The sequence below is a fragment of the Streptomyces sp. NPDC002619 genome (assembly GCF_042889305.1).
Lineage (GTDB): Bacteria > Actinomycetota > Actinomycetes > Streptomycetales > Streptomycetaceae > Streptomyces.
On the sequence record NZ_JBIAQV010000001.1, the window covers coordinates 334,059 to 353,711 of the forward strand.

Sequence of the window (19,653 nt, forward strand, 5' to 3'; positions counted from 1 at the left end):
CCGTCCGGTGGGGCATGATGGCCCCATGGGGACCGAGGGGGACGACTTCCGTGTGATCGCGGGCCGTTATCGGCTGGAGACCCGGCTCGGGCGCGGCGGGATGGGTGTCGTATGGCGGGCGACCGACCAGTTGCTGGGCCGCCGGGTGGCGGTCAAGGAACTCGCCCAGGACGACTCCCTCTCCGACGACGAGGCCAGGCTGCACCGCGACCGTACGCTGCGTGAGGCCCGTGCCGTGGCCCAGTTGAGCCACCCGCACATCATCGTCGTGCACGACGTGGTGGAGGAGGGCGAGCGGCCGTACATAGTCATGGAGTTGATCGACGGCAGCTCGCTCGCCGACCGGATCTCCGCGCACGGCCCCGTGGACGCCGCCGAGGCCGCCCGCATCGGCATCGACCTGCTGAGCGCGCTGCGCACCGCGCACGCCGCCGGCGTTCTGCACCGTGACATCAAACCGGCCAACGTCCTGGTCGAGTCCGGCACCGACCGCGTCGTCCTCACCGACTTCGGCATCGCGCAGGTCGCGGGCGCCACGACGCTCACCGAGACCGGTTCCTTCGTCGGTTCGCCCGAGTACACGGCGCCGGAGCGGATGTCGGGGGCGGCGACCGGGCCCGAGTCCGACCTGTGGTCGCTGGGCGTGCTGCTGTGCGCGGTGCTGAGCGGCGAGTCGCCGTTCCGGCGTGACTCGCTCGGCGGCATCCTGCACGCCGTCGTCGCCGCCGAGATCCGCCCGCCCGCGCAGGCCGAGCCGCTGCTGCCCGTCGTACGGGGCCTGCTGGAGCGGGATCCGGACCGGCGGCTGGACGCGCGGGAGGCCGAGCGGATGCTGCGCGCGTTCCGCGAGACGGGCCGCACTCCGCAGCCCGGCGCCGCCTCCGGGGGACGGACGCCGCGCCTGGTGGCGGGCCGTACGCCGAAGCCGCCCGTCCCGTACTCGCCGACCCAGCGGGACGTACCGGCGCCCGCCACCGTGGAGCAGCCGCAGGCCCGGCACTCCGCGCGGGGCGTGCTGGTCGCCGCGCTGCTCGTCGCGGCGATGGCAGGCGCGGGCGTGTCCGCGGCGGCGCTACTGCTGAACCGGGGCGGTGGCGCCGGGGGCGGCGATACACCGTCGAGTTCGGCACCGCACACCACGGCGAGCGCGTCGCCCACGCCCACCCCCACCGGTTCACCGAGCGCCTCGCCCACGGCTTCACCGAGCACCGCCGCCAACACCCGTACGGCGCCGTCCGGTTACCGCACGGCCCAGGACCCGGCCGGCTTCTCCCTCGCCGTACCCGAGGACTTCACCCGCTCACCGCAGGGCGAGCGCGTCTTCTATCTGTCGCCGGGGGGGACCTTCCGACTCGGCATCAAGGTCGCCGACCCGGAACCGGGGGGCCCGCTCGCCGTGATGCGCCGCTCGGCCGCCGAGGGGCCCGGCAACAACCCCGGCTACCACGACGGCCGCGTCACCCGCACCACGCACGCCGGACAGCCCGCCGCGCTCTGGGAGTTCACCTGGGACGGCTTCAGCGCGGCGGAGGGGCCCCGGCACACGTACGACCTGTGCTGGGAGGAGAACGGGCGGATGTACGACGTGTGGGTGTCGGCGCCGGTCGGGAAGGTGCGGGAGGCGCGGGAGTACTTCGACGTCGCGGTGGACACGTTCGTACCGTCGTAAAAGGGATATAAGTGGCGTCTTGGGTCACGGGTCTGTGACTGGAATGCGCCGGAGGTGGATGGGGGAACACCGGTCGCGATATGGGTGGACGTATGAGCAGCAACGGGGGTGCCGGCCACGGGGCCGACGATACGACCAGTTTTGTTCTGCAACCGCCGAACGCGGCCGCCGCGGTGCCTGCGCAGCCGACGTCCGGCCAGGACCCGGGCACCGGGCGTCTGATTGCCGGTCGTTACCGGCTGCTGGCGAAGCTCGGCCACGGTGGCATGGGCACGGTGTGGCGGGCCAAGGACGAGACGGTGGACCGCGAGGTCGCGGTGAAGGAGCCCCGCGTACCGGACCATCTTCCCGAACGCGAACAAGCGAACGTATTTGAGCGGATGCGCCGCGAGGCGCGCGCGGCGGCCCGGCTCGACCATCCGGCGGTGGTGGACGTGCACGATGTCGCGATGGTCGACGGCCGACCGTGGATCGTGATGGAACTGGTGCGCGGGCGCTCCCTCGGCGACGCCCTCCAGGAGGGCACGCTCGACGCGCGTGCGGCGGCCCGGATCGGCCTCCAGGTGCTCGGCGCGCTGGAGGCTGCGCACGCGGCGGGCATCCTGCACCGTGACGTCAAGCCGGACAACGTCCTGTTGGGCCGTCACGACCGCGTGGTCCTCACGGACTTCGGCATCGCACAGATCGAGGGCGAGACGAACCTGACGGACACCGGCGGCTTCGTCGGATCGCCCGAATACATCGCGCCTGAGCGGGTGTTGGGGCAGCGGCCCGGCCCCGCCTCGGACCTGTGGTCCCTGGGTGTGGTCCTGTACGCGGCGACCGAGGGCGTCTCCCCGTTCCGCCGCAGCAACACCCCCGCCACGCTCCAGTCGGTCCTCAACGCGACACCCGCCCCGCCGGCCTCCGCGCGCGGCCCGCTCGCCGAGGCGATCAACGGCCTCCTCCAGAAGGACCCGGCGCACCGCCCGGACGCGGCCCGGGTGCGCGGCCTGCTGGAGGCGGCGGCGAACCCGCCCGCTCCGGCGCCCACCCAGGCCGTCCAGGTCACCGGACCCGCGAGCCGCTCCCCGCGCCCGGGCCGCAAGGTCTGGATCGGCGCAGGCGCGCTCGTGGTCGCGGCGGCCTTCGCCGGGTACCTGGTCCTCGCCGACCCCTTCGCCGGCCCCCTCCCCGACGACTGGAAGAAGCAGGCGAACCCCCAGCTCGGCGCGACGCTCGGCGTGCCCGCGTCGTACCAGGTGGGCCGGCCCGGCAAGGACGACACCGACAAGAACTGGGTCACGTACTCCGACTGGAGCGGCAGCATCTGGATCGGCCTGAACCTGGACAAGAAGTCCGACGACTCCCTGCACGAGATCAAGGGCTCCGCGCCGTCGCAGATGTACGCCGACAACGAGAAGTTCAAGAGCGACGGAGAGTACGCCCTGTCCATGCCGGGCGGCCCGAAGACGAGGACGACCCCGGACGACCAGGCCAAGTACCAGGGCAGACAGGCCGCGCGGAACACGATCGCGTACACCACCGACGACAGTCAGAACCCGCGCCCGCGCGAGGTGCAGATCTTCTACTACCGGACCGGGTCCGGCGACATGTACAAGCTCACGATCAGCTATCCGGGCAAGGGCGACTTCACCGCCCGCGGCCGGGAGGTGGCGCAGACGGCGATCGCGAACCTGGACCTCGACAAGCTCTGACCCGGCAGTACGTCAGCCGCCCCGCACCCGCTCGCGATACCTCCCCGGAGTCACCCCGAACTCCCGGCTGAACGCGTGCGAGAGGGCGAACGGGCTGCCGTGGCCCGACTCTCGGGCCACCGTCGTCAGCGGCACGTCCGTGTCGCGGAGGCGGGTCGCGGCCAGGGTCAGCCGCCACCAGGTCAGCTACGCCATCGGCGGACGGCCGACCAGTGCCGTGAAGCGGCGGGCGAGCGTCGCGCGGGAGACGCCCGCCTCGGTGGCCAGGCGGTCGTTGGTCCAGGTGGCCGAAGGGTCGGAGTGCAGGGCGCGCAGGGCCGCCGTCGTCACCGGGTCGGTCAGCACCGCCGGCCAGGTGCCGGTCCGCGCGTCCGTCATCCACGCGCGGACCATGTAGAGCAGGCTGGGCAGGGCGAGGGCCGCGCCCGGGTGGGCGCCGGTCAGCTCCCTGGCCAACAAGTCGACCGCAGAACGGAGTTCGGGATGCGCGCCGACCCGGTTGCGCAGGTGCACCACCTCCGGCAGCTCCGCCATCAGCGGATGCACCCGGGCCCTGTCCAGCCGGTACTTGCCGCACAGCAGCTCCACATCAGGCCCGTCCCCGGACGGCCGTACGTCGATGTCGCGCACCTTCTCGAAAGGCGCCGCGCGCGCCGCATCCGCCGCTCCCACGGCCCCGTCGGCCAGCACATGCCCCGCTCCGTGCGGCCGCCCCCCAACGCGCTGATCAGCGCATTTGCTGCCAGTGATCACTGGCGGCATGTGAGCGGTCGGTGAATCCCTGTTACCGACGGGTACCCAAAGTTTCCACTCCGGCATACCCTGCGCCTCATGACGGACTCGCAGGCCCTGGAGCAGACCGGTACCCACACGACCGGCACGAACCCCCTCGCGCCCGCCCCCGAGGGCGCCCGCACCGCCGCCGACGTGGTCACGCCGGAGCTGGTCGCGCAGCTCACCAAGGGCGTCGTCGGCTCCGGTCGTACGGCCAACCACACGCCGTTCACCGGCGAGAAGCTGGCCGAGCTGCCCGAGTCCACCCCACAGGACGTGCTCAAGGCCTTCGAGGCCGCGCGCGCCGCCCAGGCCGTGTGGGAGCGGACGCCGGTACGGCAGCGCGCCGCCGTCCTTCTGCGCTTCCACGACCTGGTCCTGGCGCGGCAGGCCGAGGTCCTCGACCTCATCCAGCTGGAGACCGGCAAGGCCCGCCTGCACGCCCACGAGGAGGTCCAGGCCGTAGCCGTCGCCGCGCGGCACTACGGCCGCAAGGCCCCCGCCTACCTCCGGGCGAAGCGGCACACCGGCGCGGTACCGACCCTCACCAAGGTCACCGAGTTGCGCCACGCGCGCGGGGTCGTCGGCCAGATCGCCCCCTGGAACTACCCCCTGGAGCTGTCCGTCGGCGACGCGCTCCCCGCCTTCGTCGCGGGCAACGCCGTCGTGATGAAGCCGGACACCGAGACCTGTCTGACCGCGCTGTGGGCCCGTGACCTGCTCATCGAGGCGGGGCTGCCCGCCGACGTCTTCCAGGTCGTGCTCGGCGACGGCCCCGTCGTCGGCCCCGAGCTCGTCAAGCACGCCGACTACGTCTCCTTCACCGGCTCCACCCGCACCGGCCGCGAGGTCGCGCAGGGCGCCGCCGCCCGCCTGGTCGGCGTCTCCCTCGAACTCGGTGGCAAGAACGCCATGCTGGTCCTTCAGGACGCCGACATCGAGAAGGCGGCCGCGGGTGCTGTCCGGGCCTGCTTCTCCTCCGCCGGCCAACTCTGCATCTCCATCGAGCGGTTGTACGTCCATGAGTCGGTCGCGGACGCCTTCCTGGAGCGCTTCGCCGCCCGCACGAAGGCCATGCGGCTCGGCAAATCCCTCGCCTATGGCGCCGACATGGGCTCTCTGGTGGGCGAGCGGCAGCTGGAGACCGTCAAGCGGCATGTGGAGGAGGCAGTGGAGAAGGGCGCGACGGTGGTCGCGGGCGGCGTCGCCCGTCCCGACATCGGCCCGTACTTCTTCGAGCCCACCATCCTCGACGGCGTGACCGAGCCCATGGCGGTGTGCGCGGAGGAGACCTTCGGCCCGGTCGTGTCGATCTACCGCTTCAAGACCGAGGACGAGGCGATCGAGCACGCCAACTCCACGCCGTACGGCCTGAATTCGTCGGTGTGGACGAAGGACGGCAGCCGGGGACGGGCTGTCGCCGCCCGGCTGCGCACCGGCACGGTCAATGTCAACGAGGGCTATGCGCCCGCCTACGGCAGTGTCCAGTCCCCGATGGGCGGCATGAAGGACTCGGGCCTGGGCCGCCGGCACGGATCCGAGGGCATCCTCAAGTACACCGAGGCCCAGACCGTCGCCCAGCAGCGGCTGCTGCCGATGGCGCCGTCGCTGGGCATGGACGACGAGACGTACGCGGCGTTCATGAGCCGCGCCCTGCGGCTGATGAAGGCGTTCCGCTTCCGCTAGCCGCTCCTGTAGCCCTTCCTGGCAGCCGTTCCCGGTAGTTCAGCACCGCCCGTTCTCAACGAGGAGAGCACGTGTCACAGGAGAACTCCGCCCAGACCCCGGGTGACGAGGGATACGACTACGACGTCATCGTCGTCGGCTCCGGCTTCGGCGGCTCCGTCACCGCCCTCCGCCTGACCGAGAAGGGCTATCGCGTAGGCGTCCTGGAAGCCGGCCGCCGCTTCTCCCGCGACACCCTCCCCAAGAACTCCTGGGACCTGAAGAACTACCTCTGGGCGCCCAAGTTCGGCATGTACGGCATCCAGCGCATCCATCTGCTGGGCAACGTCATGGTGCTGGCGGGCGCGGGCGTGGGCGGCGGCTCGCTGAACTACGCCAACACCCTCTACGTACCACCGAAGCCGTTCTTCGACGACTCGCAGTGGCGGGACATCACCGACTGGCAGGAGGAGTTGAAGCCGTACTACGACCAGGCCCGGCGCATGCTCGGCGTACGGCTCAACCCGACCATGACCCCGTCCGACGTGCATCTGAAGGCGGCGGCCGAGCAGTTGGGCTTCGGCGACAGCTTCCATCTGGCGCCGGTCGGCGTGTTCTTCGGCGACGGCGAGGACGCCGACGGGAAGACGAAGGCGAAGCCGGGTGAGCAGGTGGCGGACCCGTACTTCGGCGGCGCCGGCCCCTCCCGCAACGCCTGCACCGAGTGCGGCGAGTGCATGACGGGCTGCCGCCACGGCGCGAAGAACACGTTGAACGAGAACTACCTCCACCTCGCCGAGAAGGCGGGCGCGGTGGTCCACCCCATGACGACGGTCGTGTCCGTGACGGACGACTCGCGCGGCGGATACGCGGTCGCGACCCTGCCGACGGACGAGAAGAAGAAGGGCGAGGGCCGCATGTTCACGGCCCGCCGGGTGGTCCTGGCCGCCGGCACGTACGGAACCCAGACCCTCCTGCACCGCATGAAGGCGAACGGCCAACTGCCGTACCTCTCTGCCCGCCTGGGCGACCTGACCCGCACCAACTCCGAGGCGCTGGTCGGTTCGCAGACCACCGACCGCCGTTACCGCAAGGTGCACGGAACGGCGAAGGCCGACTTCACCCAGGGCGTGGCGATCACGTCCTCCGTCCACCCGGACGAGAACACCCATATCGAGCCGGTCCGCTACGGCAAGGGCTCCAACTCGATGGGCAGCCTGTCCATCCTCCAGGTGCCGTACGCGGAGGGTTCCTCCCGCGTCCTTGCCTGGCTGGCGAACGCGGCCCGGCACCCATGGCTGGTCGCCCGCTCCGTCTCCAACCGCCGCTGGTCGGAGCGGACCATCATCGGCCTGGTGATGCAGTCGCTGGACAACTCCCTGACGACGTACCTGAAGCCGAACGGCGTCGGCAAGGGCCTGCTCACCGCCCGCCAGGGCCACGGAGCCCCCAACCCCAAGCAGATCAAGGCGGCGTCGGAGGCGGCGACCGCGATCGCCACCGAGATCAACGGCTTCGCGGGCAGCAACGTGGGCGAACTGATGGGCACCCCGCTGACGGCCCACTTCCTGGGCGGCTGCCCCATCGGCTCCTCCCGCGAGACAGGCGTGATCGACCCGTACCACCGCCTGTACGGCCACCCGGGCATCTCGGTGGTGGACGGGGCGGCGGTCTCGGCGAACCTGGGCGTCAACCCGTCCCTGACGATCACGGCGCAGGCGGAGCGGGCGATGTCGTACTGGCCCAACAAGGGCGAACAGGACCCACGTCCGGCACAGGGGGCATCGTACGAACGCCTGAAGCCGGTCGAACCGAAGACCCCGGCGGTCCCGGCGGAGGCCTTCGCGGCACTGCGTCTGCCGTTTCTGGGGATGCCGGCGGTGCCGCCGAAGCAGTAGCAACTCCCGTGTCCGGCAGACGAAAAGAAGGACCCGCGCTCCCCTCCGAGCGCGGGTCCTCCTCCGTCTGTGAGACGTCGTACCGCTTACGCCTCGGCGCCGGCCTTGCGCCGACGCACGGCGAACACGACACCCGCACCGGCGACGACGGCGACACCGCCGACGAGGCCGATCGTCGGGAGCGCGGAGCTCGAACCGGTCGACGCCAGGCTGCCGTTGACCTCGGGCGTGTTGCCGGACGGCTTGGTGTCGGTGACCGGGGCCTTGCCGCCTTCCTGCGGCTTGGTGCCGTCGGTGTCCGTGCCGGCGGCCACGATCTGGAACTTGTACGACACGTCGCCGAAGCCGGTGCACTCGTCGTCGCTGTCGCCGTAGATCGTCGCGCCGAGCGAGAAGCCGGCGCCGACCGGGGCGGACGACTTCACATTGATACGGAGCGGGATGTCGACCTCGTAGTCGGGCTTGAGTTCGTCGGTGGAGCCGACGTAACCGACCGCGTAGCCCTCCTCGTTCAGGTCCACCCAGACCTTCTTCTCCGGGTTCCAGGCCTGGAGCTGGACCTGCTTGCTCTTGAACAGATCCTCGCCGGCCTTGTCGGAGGAGGCCCCGGCGAAGAAGTCGAGTGCGTTGAGCGTGGAGTCGGAGTTGTTGAGCACGTTCAGGGAGAACTTGTGCCACCCGCTGCCGGCCGCGATCTTGCCCGGCAGACCGGTGATGGAGACGTCGACCTTGGTGTCCGCGCACACCGACGGCTCGGGCTCGGGGGTCTCGGAGTCGGAGGGCGCCGGGGTGGTCGGCGTCGCGCTCGTCGAGGTGTCGTCGGAGGGCGTGGCCGAGCCGCTGGCGGACTGGCTCGCGGTGCTGGTCGGGGTCGAGCCCGTGTTGGCGCCCGTGTCCGTGCCGGTGCTCGCACTCGTCGAGGCGGACACGGTGTCCGACGGCGAAGCCGGGTCGCTCGGCGTATCGGCGGCCGCGCTGCTCGGCGGGGCGTCGGTCGCAAAGGCGGCCGGAGCGGACAGCAGGGCCAGCGGGGCTATCGCCGCCGTGGCGGCCGCTGCGGTGATGGCGCGGCGAAGCTTCATGGAGACCTCGAATGGTCCGGCGTACCGCTGGCGCGCGGTACGTGGCGGAGGCCCGCCGCGTGTGGGGCGCGGATGTGGCCGTTGATTCAGGGGGTTTGATCTGCGAGGCCCGCGAATGGTTGCCCTGTTACTCACAGATTTTTTATTCGGCCACGTCACCTGGGCGTCCGCGCAAGCGAAGGGCCCCGCGGGACGGGGCCCGCGGGGCCCTTCTCCGTCAGCACCGGCGTCAGGGCAGCGCCGGTGCCCGGGAGCGGCGCCGGGGGGTTGCGCCGCTTGCTCTGTGTGCCCTGTGCCCTTCGTGCGCGGGGTCGCCGCTCCGGCACACAGGGGGCGCGCGGATGGTCTCGACCTCTGGCAGTCGGGCGGCGCAGTGCCGTACGGAACACCGCAATGCGGTTGTCCGCTCGGGGACTTGAGGGGCTTTTCTCGCATCGTGCTGGATGGACGCGGCCTACGCAACCGTTTGACCCGGCCCTTGTGCATTTTTGCAGTTTCCGCCGGTCGGCCCCGGGCGTCCCCGGGGCCGACCGGTTCTCTTGGATGACCGGGCTGCTGTCCCCTGCCGTCCGGTCACTTCCCTGGAGCGAGGTCCCACGACGTGCGGCACGATCCGCACGTCTCATCGCTCCAGAGCGAGCCACGCGTGGTTCTTTCGGGCCCGCCCCTGGCTGGCACGGACACCGGGACCAACGAAGCGGTCCGCGAAGTGGTCACGCGCCGTACGAGTGAGAGGGGGACCGAACTCAGATGCGACCCCGGCACAGTTCGAGCAGCGTCATCGCGAGGGCGGTGCCCGGCTTGCCCAGCGCCTCCCTGTAGTGGCCGAGGATCTCCATCTCGCGGGAGAGGTTCACACGTCGCCCGCCGGAGGCGATCCGCGCCTCCTGGATCACGGCGGAGACGGCCATCCGCTCCTGCACGAGCCCGATGATCCGGTCGTCGAGCGCGTCGACGCGCTCCCGGGCGTCGGTGATCGTGTCGGCGGCCTCGGCGGTACGGGCGCCGGTCTTCTCCGTGGCGGTGGATGTCATAACGGGGGCTCCTTGATCGCTGCGTCCCTGCCCGACAGTCCCCGGAAACGCCAGGCGCCCCGGACCTTGTCGGCCCGGGGCGCCTGGGAAGTCGCTTGTCAGTTGCTCAAGCAGCACGACCATGGCAGCCGGTGGGCCGGTTGCCATAGGTAAAGAGGAAGGTCGAGTGCGAAAGCATGAGGCCAGTATGCCACGGCACCTGCGCGGCAAGGTGTCCCCCGCCCACCCCGTTAGAATCGGTAACCACAGACCCCCGCCCCACCGCCGGAAGGCACCCCGTGTCATCAGCGACTCCCGCTGCCGCCACCCCCGACACCGTCCTGGTCGTCGACTTCGGCGCGCAGTACGCCCAGCTCATCGCCCGTCGCGTCCGCGAGGCGCGGGTCTACAGCGAGATCGTGCCCAGCACCACGCCGGTCGCCGAGATGCTCGCCAAGAACCCCGCGGCGATCATCCTCTCCGGCGGCCCCTCGTCCGTGTACGAGGAGGGCGCCCCCACCCTCGACCGCGCACTGTTCGAGGCCGGCGTCCCCGTGTTCGGCATGTGCTACGGCTTCCAGCTGATGGCGCAGACCCTCGGCGGCACGGTCGACAACTCCGGCGCCCGTGAGTACGGCCGTACGGATCTGCACGTCTCCCGGACCTCCTCCACCCTCTTCGAGGGCACCCCCGCCGAGCAGGCCGTGTGGATGTCGCACGGCGACGCCTGCTCCGCCGCCCCGGAGGGCTTCTCCGTCACGGCGTCCACGGACGTCGTCCCGGTCGCCGCCTTCGAGAACGACGAGAAGCGGCTGTACGGCGTCCAGCACCACCCCGAGGTGATGCACTCCACATACGGCCAGCAGGTGCTCGAGCACTTCCTGTACCGCGGCGCCGGCCTCACCCCCTCCTGGACGACCGGCAACGTCATCGAGGAGCAGGTCGCCGCGATCCGCGAGCAGGTCGGCGACAAGCGCGCCATCTGCGGCCTGTCCGGCGGCGTGGACTCCGCCGTCGCCGCGGCTCTCGTCCAGAAGGCCATCGGCTCGCAGCTGACCTGCGTGTACGTCGACCACGGCCTGATGCGCAAGGGCGAGACCGAGCAGGTCGAGAAGGACTTCGTGGCCGCCACCGGCGTCCAGCTGAAGGTCGTCGACGCCGAGGAGCGCTTCCTCACCGCCCTCAAGGGGGTCTCCGACCCGGAGGAGAAGCGGAAGATCATCGGCCGCGAGTTCATCCGCGTCTTCGAGCAGGCCCAGGCCGAGATCATCGCGGATGAGGGCCCGGCGGTGGAGTTCCTGGTCCAGGGCACGCTCTACCCGGACGTGGTCGAGTCCGGCGGCGGCACCGGCACCGCCAACATCAAGTCGCACCACAACGTCGGCGGCCTCCCCGAGGACCTCGAGTTCCAGCTGATCGAGCCGCTGCGCAAGCTGTTCAAGGACGAGGTCCGGATGGTCGGCCAGGAGCTCGGGCTCCCGGACGAGATCGTCCAGCGCCAGCCGTTCCCCGGCCCCGGCCTGGGCATCCGGATCGTCGGCGAGGTGACGAAGGAGCGTCTCGACCTTCTCCGTGACGCCGACGCCATCGCCCGCGAGGAGCTGACGGCGGCCGGCCTCGACCGTGAGATCTGGCAGTGCCCGGTGGTCCTGCTCGCGGACGTCCGCAGCGTCGGCGTCCAGGGCGACGGCCGGACCTACGGCCACCCGATCGTCCTGCGGCCCGTCTCCTCCGAGGACGCCATGACCGCCGATTGGTCCCGGCTGCCGTACGACGTCCTCGCGAAGATCTCGACCCGCATCACCAACGAGGTCCGGGACGTCAACCGCGTCGTCCTCGACGTGACCTCGAAGCCGCCGGGCACCATCGAGTGGGAGTGACCCCTCTCTAGGTCCGCTTGAGAGTGCGGACCGGCTCTCCGGGCTTCCAGACCTGGACGACGAGATACGTGTCGTCCTCGACGTAGGTCCTTACGACCTCCGTCAGCTCGGTGCGGAAGAGGTGGAACGGCTCCGGCGGTTCCACCTCTTCCCTGTACGCCCCCTTCACCGCCGTATCGACGACCTCGAACGCGCGCCCGCTGATCCGTACGTCCCCGCCCCCCATCCCGGTGTCCGGGCCCGGGTTCGCCTGCAGCGCGAAGCGCGGGTCGCGCTGCAGGTCCAGGACCTTGAGCGAGCCCGGCATCATGCCGAGCCACAGCTCGCCGTCCAGGAAGCGGACCTCCAGGCCGGAGGTGCGGGGCGAGCCGTCCCTGCGGATCGTCGCCAGGACGTGATGGCGGAACGCGTCGAACCGGGTTTCGGCCGTCTTCGCGAATTCGGGTGCGGCGGAACGGAAATCCGCCCAGCGGGCTGCCTGCGTCATACGGCCCAGTCTCCCGGCGATACCCGACATCTCCTGTCTGGAATCGACTCATCGCGTCATCTTTACAAACCAGCGCTGTTCTCCTGCGCTGACCGACGGTAACTTCCGCCCGTAAAGCAAACCCAGTGCAGGAGGACGTATGCACGGGCCCACCCCGCCCCTGCCGCTGCCGACCGACCAGCTGCAGTTCGCGATGCCGCCGATGCATGACTCGCTCGAGGACGAACGCCGGCACCGCAAAGAACGGCTCGCGGGCGCGCTCAGGATCTTCGGGCGGTCGGGATTCGAGGACGGGGTGTCGGGGCACATCACCGCGCGCGACCCCGAATACTCTGACTGCTTCTGGGTCAACCCCTTCGGGATGCCGTTCAAGCACGTCACCGTCGGAGATCTCGTGCTGGCCAACCAGGACGGGCAGGTGATCGAGGGCCGCTATCACATCAACCAGGCGGCGTTCACCGTGCACGCCCAGGTCCACGCCGCCCGCCCCGACGTCGTCGCCGTCGCCCACTGCCACTCCGTGTACGGCCGCGCCCTGTCCGCGCTCGGCGACCTGCTCGACCCGATCAGCCAGGAGAGTTGCGCCTTCTACGAGGACCACGCCCTGTACGACGCGTACACCGGCGTCGCCGTGGACGCCGAGGAGGGCCGCCGGATCGCGACCGCGCTCGGCAGCCGCAAGGCGCTCGTCCTGCGCAACCACGGGCTGCTGACCGTCGGCGACTCGGTGGACGCGGCGGCCTGGTGGTTCCTGTCGATGGAGAAGTCCTGCCAGGTCCAGCTGGCGGCGAGGGCCGCGGGCCGACCGCTCATCATCGACCACAAACTGGCGACGGCCACCCGCGAACAGCTCGGCGGCGACCTCGTGGCCTGGATCAACTACCAGCCCCTGTGGCAGGACATCAGCCGCAGCGAGCCCGATCTGCTGAGCTAGAAGCCTCCGAGCACCGCCGCCTTCGTCATCGCGAACCGCCGGATTTGGGCAGCCACTCGACCTGCGCCAGGTCGCCGACGTCGATGCCATACGGCAGTTCTCGCAGCCGGGTCAACACGGCGGGCCGGGCTTCACCCGCGGTGACCACACCTGCCGGACGGACGCGACGTGGCGTAGGGCACAATTCGCTGTCATCACAGGGGAGTTGTGCGCCGACTTCGCGGGCCTCGCAAGGGGCCGGCGGCGGCGCCGCGAGCACGGTGGGAAGGCAGGCGTCGGCGTGGCGGTGCAGGAGGCTAGGCAGGGCGCTCGGAGCGCTGCCCACGGGGGAGGCTGCACCTGCGGGGACTGCCCGCACGGGGCGCGCGAGGGACACCGGCGGGCGGTGGCCGAATTCCTGCTCAAACGGGATGAGTTCGCCGCCGGGCAGGGGCTGCCGGCGGCGGTGGCCCATTCGGCGTCCGCCTCCCGGCAGTGGGTCTCCGAGGAGTTGACGCAGTCCGCCGAGGTCGTTGCCGAACGCGGCCGCGCGGAGGGCGAGGCCTGGCTGGCGCGGCTGTGGCTGCGCACGCTGTACGTCCTGTGGGCGGGCGTCGTCGCACTGCTGCTGGTGCAGTCGCTGACGGCGATCGGCGCGGGCTGGACGAACGCGCGCACCGCCGGGCTGCTCGCCGCGCTGGTGGTGGCCGGTGCGCTGACCGCGGCCTCGTGGTTCCACCGGGCGCGCGGCGGGGTGCTGGCCCCGGTCATCGGCGAGGACAACCGGATGTCCACCTCCCGGACCGTCGGAGCGGCCTGGGTGCTGTTCGTGGCGTACGCGGTCCTGGTGCTGGCGGGCCGTCTGGCCGCCGCTTCCGACCCCGCCGAGCGCGACGCGCTGATCTCCGGGCTCCAACTCGCGCGCGGGGCGGGGGTGGTGACCGTCCTCGCCGTGGTCTGCGGGATCGCGGTGCTGGTCCGCCGGGCGGTCGGCCTGCGCATCCTCGCGCAGCGGCTGCAGAAGGTACAGGCGCACCGGCCGCGTGCGGCCGACCTGCTGACCGACGACTCCGGCCGGGGCACCTTCGCCGACATCCAGTACGTCGGGATCAGTGCTGTCGCCCTGGTCTTCGCCGCCGTACGGCTGGCCCGCCGCCCCGACCAACTCCCCGACCTGCCGTGGGGCCTGGCGGTCCTCGTCCTGATCTCGGCCGCGACCTATCTGGCCGGCAAGTACGCGGAGGGCGGCCGCCCCGTCATCCTCTCCGTGGTCCGCGCCCGCGAGGCCGGCGACCTGGACGGCCCGATCCGCACCGGCGACGACATCGAGATCCGCGGCACCGGCTTCGTCCCACCCGGCGCCGGCACCGCCGACCGCCTCTCCCGCCTGGTCGTCCGCATCGGCCCGGTCAACGTCCACGTCCCCCTGATCCCCGTCACGGGCGGCTTCGACAACCCCACGGACACGGTCCTCAAGGTCCCCGTCCCGGCCGACGTCGAACCCGGCCGCGTGGAGGTACAGGTGATCACGGCAGCGGGAGTCCCCACGAACCGCGCCGAGGTCGACATCATGGAGTGACGGCAGGGTGAGCGACGACATCCTGTCGGTGATCCCCGCCGACCCGCACTGGCAGCCCGACCGGACGGCTGCCGAACGTGCGGCCGCGCTCGTCAGGGAACTGGCCCCCGGGTGGCCCGACGGCATCCCCGCCGAGACCGACGTCGACTGGTACGACCTCCCCGACGCCATCGACTGCGGCGCCAACCTGGAGCGCATCGGCTGCCCGCACTGCGGGGCGACGATCGACCGGGACTGGTACCGCGACCTGGTCGAGGGCCATCCGGACGGTTTCCCGACGCTCGCCGTGCACGTCCCCTGCTGCGGCACCGCGACCTCACTGGACGCGCTGGACTACGAATGGCCGTGTGGATTCGCCCGCTTCGAGATCGCCGTGTGGAACCCGGGACGCGGCCCGCTCACCGACCACGAACTGGCCGCTGTGGCCCAGGCCCTGGGTTCCCCCGTGCGGCAGATCCTGGCGCACATCTGATCGCGGTGGATTCGGAAAAACACCCCGGCATGGTTGAGCGGGATCCGATTGTCGTACGTATGGTCTGTTGATGGGGTATCGGTTTGGCGGCGAGAGGTGACTAGGAGCGATGACTCACAGCATTCGTACGGATACACACACTCCCTATCTCGACAGTGGCCGCGGTGACTGGCGGGAGACCGCCACCCGCTACGCCTTCCTTCCTCTACGCATCTTCCTCGGCGTCACCTTCATCTATGCAGGCCTGGACAAACTGACCGACAGCGCGTTCCTGAAGTCGGGCGGTGCAGGATCGATCGGGGACACCATGCGCGGGGTCCGCGACTCCGCGGCGATCCCGGCCCTCGTCGACATGGCCCTGAAGAACCCCGTCGGTTTCGGGTACGCCATGGCCTTCGGTGAACTCGCCGTCGGCATCGGCACCCTGATCGGTCTGCTCGCCCGCATCGCCGCACTGGGCGGCGCGCTGATCTCCCTCAGCCTGTGGCTGACGGTGAGCTGGGCCTCCGACCCCTACTACTACGGCAACGACCTCGCCTATCTGATGGCCTGGCTGCCCCTCGTCCTTGCCGGCGCCCCCTACCTCTCCCTGGACTCCGCCTGGCGCACGAGGCGACGGCAACGGGCGGGAACGTACCGGTAGTTTTCGGCGAGGCGGCTCCGGCGCCCTGCCGGTTCAGCTCCCCACGTCGGTTCCCGAGGGCTCGGCCGTGTTCGTACGGCCGGGCCCGCGCCGTCTGCGGACGGTCCGCATCAGGACGGCCGCCGCGCCCGCGAGGCACAGGCCGCCCACGACGAGCGGGACGACCGCGAACCAGGGCGTCTCCCACAGACCGGCCGCATCACCGGCGTACACCGCGCCCGTGGCCGTGAGGAAGAGGCCCGCGACCAGCCGCCCGGGCTGGAACTCATGACGCAGCACGGCTCACCTCCGCCTGTCCCACTCCCACCGCGACGGTGATGTCGAACGTGCCGCCGCCCTTGCCGCCCGCCACCGGAGTCAGCGTCACGTCCTTGTGCTTGCCCGGTTCCACGTCCACGTCCTTCTTGTCGTCCCCGGGCAACTGGATGTCGCCCACCCCGACGTCGATGCTCAGCCGCACCGTCGCGTCCGCCGGCACCAGCAACTTCAACTGCCCCGCCCCCACCTGCGCGGACGTCGCCAGCGTCTGCCCCTTGGCCAGGCGCACCCCGGTCAGGTCCAGCGTGCCGACGCCCGTACCGAGGCTGTACTTCGGCTGGACCTCCGCGACGGCCGCCGGCTCCCACGACGTGTGTCTCCAGTGCGTGGTGATGTCCTTGGGCAGCGCCGCCGCGCCCGCGAGCAGTACCGCCGTGACGATCGCCAGGAACAGCGACCCGGCCCCCGTACGCCCCAGGCCGGCGCTGACCGCCACCCCGAGGCCGAAGACCACGAGGGCGCAGGCGAGGCCGGCCTGCACGCTGGTGCCCAGTGGGTGTCCGTCCCACATGAGGCCGGTGCCCAGGCCGCCGGCCAGCAGGGCGAGCAGGAACACCCAGCCGCCGATCCAGCGCGGGCCACGCGGTCTCGGTGGCGCGGCATACGGAACGCGTATGTCCTCGTGTACGCTCCGGGCGCGGCCGAGGCTGATGTTGACGGCCGCCGAGATGTCCCGGTCGTGGGGGTCCATGGGCCCCCACAGATAACCGGTGCCGCCGACGTGCGTGCCGTCCTTCACGATGGGGTCGCGCCACCAGGACGGGTAGGCCGTGGGGGCCGGCGGCGCCTGCGCCTCCGGCGGGGCGTCCGCGACGGCCTGCGCCGCCAGCGGGTCGGGGTCGGGGGCGCCGCGCCGCCGCGACCAGTAACCGGCGCCGGCGAGCAGCAGGGAGAGGATGACGGCGAACGTCATCACGCCGCCGTTCCTCAGCATCGTCAGGAACACCCCGCAGCCGACCAGGGCGAACAGCACGGCGGCCAGCGCCTGCCCGTCGACCCGGCCGGTCAGCAGCTTGCGGACCTCGTTCTCCTCGTCGTCCTCGTACGCCACGAAGAGCCATGCGAACCCGTAGAAGATGAGGCCGATCCCGCCGGTCGCGGCCAGCACCGCGAGGGTGATGCGGAAGATCACGGGATCCATGTCGGTGTGCCGCCCGAGCCCGGAGCACACGCCCGCGACCAGCTTGTGCCGGCGGTCACGGCGGAACCTGCGCGGGGACTCGACGGCACCGCCCTCGCCGGCTGCCACGCCCTCACCGGCAGGCGCCGCGGCGGGCGCGGCATCCGACGGCCCGGCGCCCGGCGCGGGGCGTGGGCCGGGGCCGGGTCCCGGACCCGTCGCGGCGTGGTCGTGATCTGTCATGCGTCCATGGTGACGGCCGGGCCGCCGCAGCGGCAGTCGGGATGACCCTGGCCGAACCCTGATATCGGCCCTGAGGGAGGGACGGGGAGGCGTTCGAAGGGCCCCCGGCCCGAAGATCAGGGGAGTCTCGGGGGTCGACCCTGATGCTCCGCAACTGCCGCCGTGTGACCATCGATGGCATGCCGGAAGCCGCAGCAGCGCCACTCGACGACCCGCGGCCGCCGCGCAAGCTCTACCGCAGCAGCGACGGCCGCTGGCTCGGCGGAGTGGCGCGGGGCCTCGCCGGGCATCTCGGGCTGCCCGTGATCTGGGTGCGGCTCGTCTTCGTCGGCCTGTTCATGGCCGACGGCCTCGGCGCGCTGTTGTACGCGGCGTTCTGGTTCTTCGTACCCCTCGGCGTCGGCGGCGTCGGCGGACAGCGGCCCCCGTCCCTGGTCAGCACCGAGACCTCACCGGACGGCCGCCGCAGACTCGTCGCCCGCAAGCCCGACAAGGGCCAGATCGTCGCGCTGCTCCTCATGGTCGTCGTGTCCCTCGTGTTCGTGGGCAGCGTGAATGTGGGCAACGGCGCCAAGGCGTATCTCCTGCCCGCCGTCCTGGTCGCGGCCGGTGTCGCCCTCGTGTGGCGCCAGGCGGACAACGCGCGCAGAGCCCGCTGGGTCGAGGTCGGCCGCCACCGTCGTACGCTCACGCTGCTGCGCTCGGGCGCCGGCGTGCTGCTCGTCACCGCCGGTGTCTCCGGCATCTTCGTCCTGCAGGGCTCGGCCGCCCACCTCGGCTCGGTCCTCCAGGCCGCCCTCGCGGTCCTCGTCGGCATAACGCTCCTCGCCGGTCCCTACCTCGTGCGGATGACCCAGGACCTGTCCGAGGAGCGCCTGATGCGCATCCGCGCGCAGGAGCGCGCCGAGGTCGCCGCGCACGTCCACGACTCCGTACTGCACACCCTGACCCTGATCCAGCGCAACGCGGAGAACGCGAACGAGGTGCGCCGCCTCGCCCGCGCCCAGGAGCGCGACCTGCGCACCTGGCTCTACAACCCCGAGGGCACGGGCAAGGACGAGGCGGACGAGCCGACCACCCTCGCCGAAGCGGTCCGCCGCAACGCGGCCGAGGTGGAGGACAAGCACGGTGTCCCCATCGAGGTCGTCGTGGTCGGCGACTGCCCGCTCGACGAAAAGACAGGTGCCCAGATGCAGGCCGCGCGTGAGGCAATGGTGAACGCCGCCAAGTACGGTGGCGAGGGCGGCGCCGTGCAGGTCTACGCCGAAGTCGAGGGCAGGACGGTCTTCGTGTCGATCCGTGACCGGGGACCGGGCTTCGACCTCGACTCGATACCCGCCGACCGCATGGGCGTCAGAGAATCGATCATCGGCCGCATGGAGCGCAACGGCGGCACGGCGCGGCTGAGAGCGGTGCCGGACGGCGGCACGGAGGTCGAGCTGGAGATGGAGAGGGCGGAGGAGACGTCATGAGCGACGCGACCGGGGCGAACGGCACGGCGGGAGCGACGGAGGGGGGTGGCGAGGCGGCCGGGCGTCACGTACGCGTCGTCCTCGTCGACGACCACCGTATGTTCCGCACGGGCGTCCAGGCCGAGATCGGCCGGACCGAGCAGACCGGTGTCGAGGTCGTCGGCGAGGCCGCGGACGTCGACCAGGCGGTTACGGTCATCACCGCGACCCGCCCCGAGGTGGTTCTCCTCGACGTCCACCTCCCGGGCGGCGGGGGCGTCGAAGTACTGCGCCGCTGTGCCCCGTTGATGGCCGACGCCGAACAGCCCGTCCGCTTTCTCGCGCTGTCCGTCTCGGACGCGGCGGAGGACGTGATCGGCGTGATCCGCGGTGGTGCCCGCGGCTACGTGACCAAGACGATCACCGGCACGGACCTGGTCGACTCGATCTTCCGGGTCCAGGAGGGCGACGCCGTCTTCTCGCCCCGGCTCGCGGGCTTCGTCCTCGACGCCTTCGCCTCCACCGACGCCCCGCCCGTCGACGAGGACCTCGACCGCCTCACCCAGCGCGAACGCGAGGTGCTCCGCCTCATCGCCCGGGGCTACGCGTACAAGGAGATCGCCAAGCAGCTCTTCATCTCCGTGAAGACGGTCGAGTCCCATGTCTCCGCGGTCCTGCGGAAGCTCCAGCTGTCCAACCGGCACGAGTTGACGCGGTGGGCGACTGCGCGACGGCTGGTGTGAGCCCGG

16 protein-coding genes and 1 pseudogene are annotated in these 19,653 nt (G+C 71.3%); 11 read left to right on the plus strand and 6 right to left on the minus strand.

Features of this window, described 5'->3' with window-relative positions:
- Positions 1-25 precede the first annotated feature (25 nt).
- Entirely contained in the window at positions 26-1,669 is a 1,644-nt protein-coding gene (locus ACFYXB_RS01765) for a protein kinase (protein WP_389576746.1), read from the plus strand.
- 92 nt (positions 1,670-1,761) lie between these two features.
- A complete protein-coding gene (locus tag ACFYXB_RS01770) occupies positions 1,762-3,366 on the plus strand; it encodes a serine/threonine-protein kinase (protein ID WP_389576748.1) in 1,605 nt (534 codons plus the stop codon).
- 12 nt (positions 3,367-3,378) lie between these two features.
- On the opposite strand, the pseudogene ACFYXB_RS01775 reads toward ACFYXB_RS01770, so the two are convergent.
- A pseudogene (locus ACFYXB_RS01775) lies at positions 3,379-4,074 on the minus strand (AraC family transcriptional regulator); the annotation flags it as partial.
- Between the two features lie 123 nt (positions 4,075-4,197).
- Here ACFYXB_RS01775 and ACFYXB_RS01780 point away from each other — a divergent pair.
- A complete protein-coding gene (locus tag ACFYXB_RS01780; protein ID WP_389576750.1) occupies positions 4,198-5,826 on the plus strand; it encodes a succinic semialdehyde dehydrogenase in 1,629 nt (542 codons plus the stop codon).
- 71 nt (positions 5,827-5,897) lie between these two features.
- On the plus strand, positions 5,898-7,703 hold the full coding sequence (locus ACFYXB_RS01785) for a GMC family oxidoreductase N-terminal domain-containing protein (RefSeq protein ID WP_389576752.1): 1,806 nt from the start codon (positions 5,898-5,900) through the stop codon (positions 7,701-7,703).
- Positions 7,704-7,789: 86 nt separating this feature from the next.
- Here ACFYXB_RS01785 and ACFYXB_RS01790 read toward each other — a convergent pair whose 3' ends face one another.
- Both ACFYXB_RS01790 and ACFYXB_RS01795 read right to left on the minus strand, forming a co-directional pair.
- Positions 7,790-8,785: an LPXTG cell wall anchor domain-containing protein gene (locus tag ACFYXB_RS01790; protein ID WP_389576754.1), complete on the minus strand. Its 996-nt coding sequence runs from the start codon at positions 8,783-8,785 to the stop codon at positions 7,790-7,792.
- A 746-nt stretch (positions 8,786-9,531) separates the two neighbouring features.
- Positions 9,532-9,819, minus strand: a complete 288-nt coding sequence (locus ACFYXB_RS01795; protein ID WP_351352696.1) for a chorismate mutase — start codon at positions 9,817-9,819, stop codon at positions 9,532-9,534.
- Between the two features lie 278 nt (positions 9,820-10,097).
- Between ACFYXB_RS01795 and guaA the strand changes: the two genes are divergently transcribed.
- Positions 10,098-11,678 (plus strand): glutamine-hydrolyzing GMP synthase, encoded by a 1,581-nt coding sequence (guaA, locus tag ACFYXB_RS01800; protein WP_351352699.1) that lies wholly within the window; start codon positions 10,098-10,100, stop codon positions 11,676-11,678.
- A gap of 7 nt (positions 11,679-11,685) precedes the next feature.
- Here guaA and ACFYXB_RS01805 read toward each other — a convergent pair whose 3' ends face one another.
- Positions 11,686-12,165 carry a pyridoxamine 5'-phosphate oxidase family protein gene (locus tag ACFYXB_RS01805; protein ID WP_389576756.1) on the minus strand — a complete coding sequence of 160 codons (480 nt, stop codon included), beginning with the start codon at positions 12,163-12,165 and terminating at the stop codon, positions 11,686-11,688.
- Between the two features lie 139 nt (positions 12,166-12,304).
- Between ACFYXB_RS01805 and ACFYXB_RS01810 the strand changes: the two genes are divergently transcribed.
- The 4 genes from ACFYXB_RS01810 to ACFYXB_RS01825 all read left to right on the plus strand — a co-directional run bounded on the left by ACFYXB_RS01810 (position 12,305) and on the right by ACFYXB_RS01825 (position 15,772).
- Positions 12,305-13,099, plus strand: a complete 795-nt coding sequence (locus ACFYXB_RS01810) for a class II aldolase/adducin family protein (RefSeq protein WP_351352708.1) — start codon at positions 12,305-12,307, stop codon at positions 13,097-13,099.
- A 280-nt stretch (positions 13,100-13,379) separates the two neighbouring features.
- Positions 13,380-14,657, plus strand: coding sequence for a hypothetical protein (locus tag ACFYXB_RS01815; protein ID WP_389576758.1), 1,278 nt, complete (start codon positions 13,380-13,382; stop codon positions 14,655-14,657).
- A 7-nt stretch (positions 14,658-14,664) separates the two neighbouring features.
- Positions 14,665-15,129: a hypothetical protein gene (locus ACFYXB_RS01820; protein ID WP_389576760.1), complete on the plus strand. Its 465-nt coding sequence runs from the start codon at positions 14,665-14,667 to the stop codon at positions 15,127-15,129.
- 109 nt (positions 15,130-15,238) lie between these two features.
- Positions 15,239-15,772 carry a DoxX family protein gene (locus ACFYXB_RS01825; RefSeq protein WP_389576762.1) on the plus strand — a complete coding sequence of 178 codons (534 nt, stop codon included), beginning with the start codon at positions 15,239-15,241 and terminating at the stop codon, positions 15,770-15,772.
- Positions 15,773-15,805: 33 nt separating this feature from the next.
- On the opposite strand, the gene ACFYXB_RS01830 is transcribed toward ACFYXB_RS01825, so the two are convergent.
- The gene (locus tag ACFYXB_RS01830) at positions 15,806-16,051 is read right to left on the minus strand and encodes a hypothetical protein (RefSeq protein ID WP_389576764.1); all 246 of its coding nucleotides are present in this window, start codon (positions 16,049-16,051) and stop codon (positions 15,806-15,808) included.
- Positions 16,038-17,453 carry a PspC domain-containing protein gene (locus ACFYXB_RS01835; protein ID WP_389576766.1) on the minus strand — a complete coding sequence of 472 codons (1,416 nt, stop codon included), beginning with the start codon at positions 17,451-17,453 and terminating at the stop codon, positions 16,038-16,040. Before ACFYXB_RS01835 ends, ACFYXB_RS01830 begins: the two co-directional genes overlap by 14 nt.
- A gap of 179 nt (positions 17,454-17,632) precedes the next feature.
- Here ACFYXB_RS01835 and ACFYXB_RS01840 point away from each other — a divergent pair, with 179 nt between their 5' ends.
- Positions 17,633-18,925, plus strand: coding sequence for a PspC domain-containing protein (locus ACFYXB_RS01840; RefSeq protein WP_389576768.1), 1,293 nt, complete (start codon positions 17,633-17,635; stop codon positions 18,923-18,925).
- A complete protein-coding gene (locus tag ACFYXB_RS01845) occupies positions 18,922-19,647 on the plus strand; it encodes a response regulator transcription factor (protein WP_351346210.1) in 726 nt (241 codons plus the stop codon). Before ACFYXB_RS01840 ends, ACFYXB_RS01845 begins: the two co-directional genes overlap by 4 nt.
- Positions 19,648-19,653 lie beyond the last annotated feature (6 nt).

Coding starts and splice junctions, on each gene's coding strand:
- ACFYXB_RS01765 (WP_389576746.1), top strand. CDS start 26: ATGGGGACCGAGGGGGACGACTTCCGTGTGATCGCGGGCCGTTATCGG.
- ACFYXB_RS01770 (WP_389576748.1), top strand. CDS start 1,762: ATGAGCAGCAACGGGGGTGCCGGCCACGGGGCCGACGATACGACCAGT.
- ACFYXB_RS01780 (WP_389576750.1), top strand. CDS start 4,198: ATGACGGACTCGCAGGCCCTGGAGCAGACCGGTACCCACACGACCGGC.
- ACFYXB_RS01790 (WP_389576754.1), bottom strand. CDS start 8,785: ATGAAGCTTCGCCGCGCCATCACCGCAGCGGCCGCCACGGCGGCGATA.
- ACFYXB_RS01795 (WP_351352696.1), bottom strand. CDS start 9,819: ATGACATCCACCGCCACGGAGAAGACCGGCGCCCGTACCGCCGAGGCC.
- ACFYXB_RS01805 (WP_389576756.1), bottom strand. CDS start 12,165: ATGACGCAGGCAGCCCGCTGGGCGGATTTCCGTTCCGCCGCACCCGAA.
- ACFYXB_RS01810 (WP_351352708.1), top strand. CDS start 12,305: ATGCACGGGCCCACCCCGCCCCTGCCGCTGCCGACCGACCAGCTGCAG.
- ACFYXB_RS01825 (WP_389576762.1), top strand. CDS start 15,239: ATGACTCACAGCATTCGTACGGATACACACACTCCCTATCTCGACAGT.
- ACFYXB_RS01835 (WP_389576766.1), bottom strand. CDS start 17,453: ATGACAGATCACGACCACGCCGCGACGGGTCCGGGACCCGGCCCCGGC.
- ACFYXB_RS01840 (WP_389576768.1), top strand. CDS start 17,633: ATGCCGGAAGCCGCAGCAGCGCCACTCGACGACCCGCGGCCGCCGCGC.
- ACFYXB_RS01845 (WP_351346210.1), top strand. CDS start 18,922: ATGAGCGACGCGACCGGGGCGAACGGCACGGCGGGAGCGACGGAGGGG.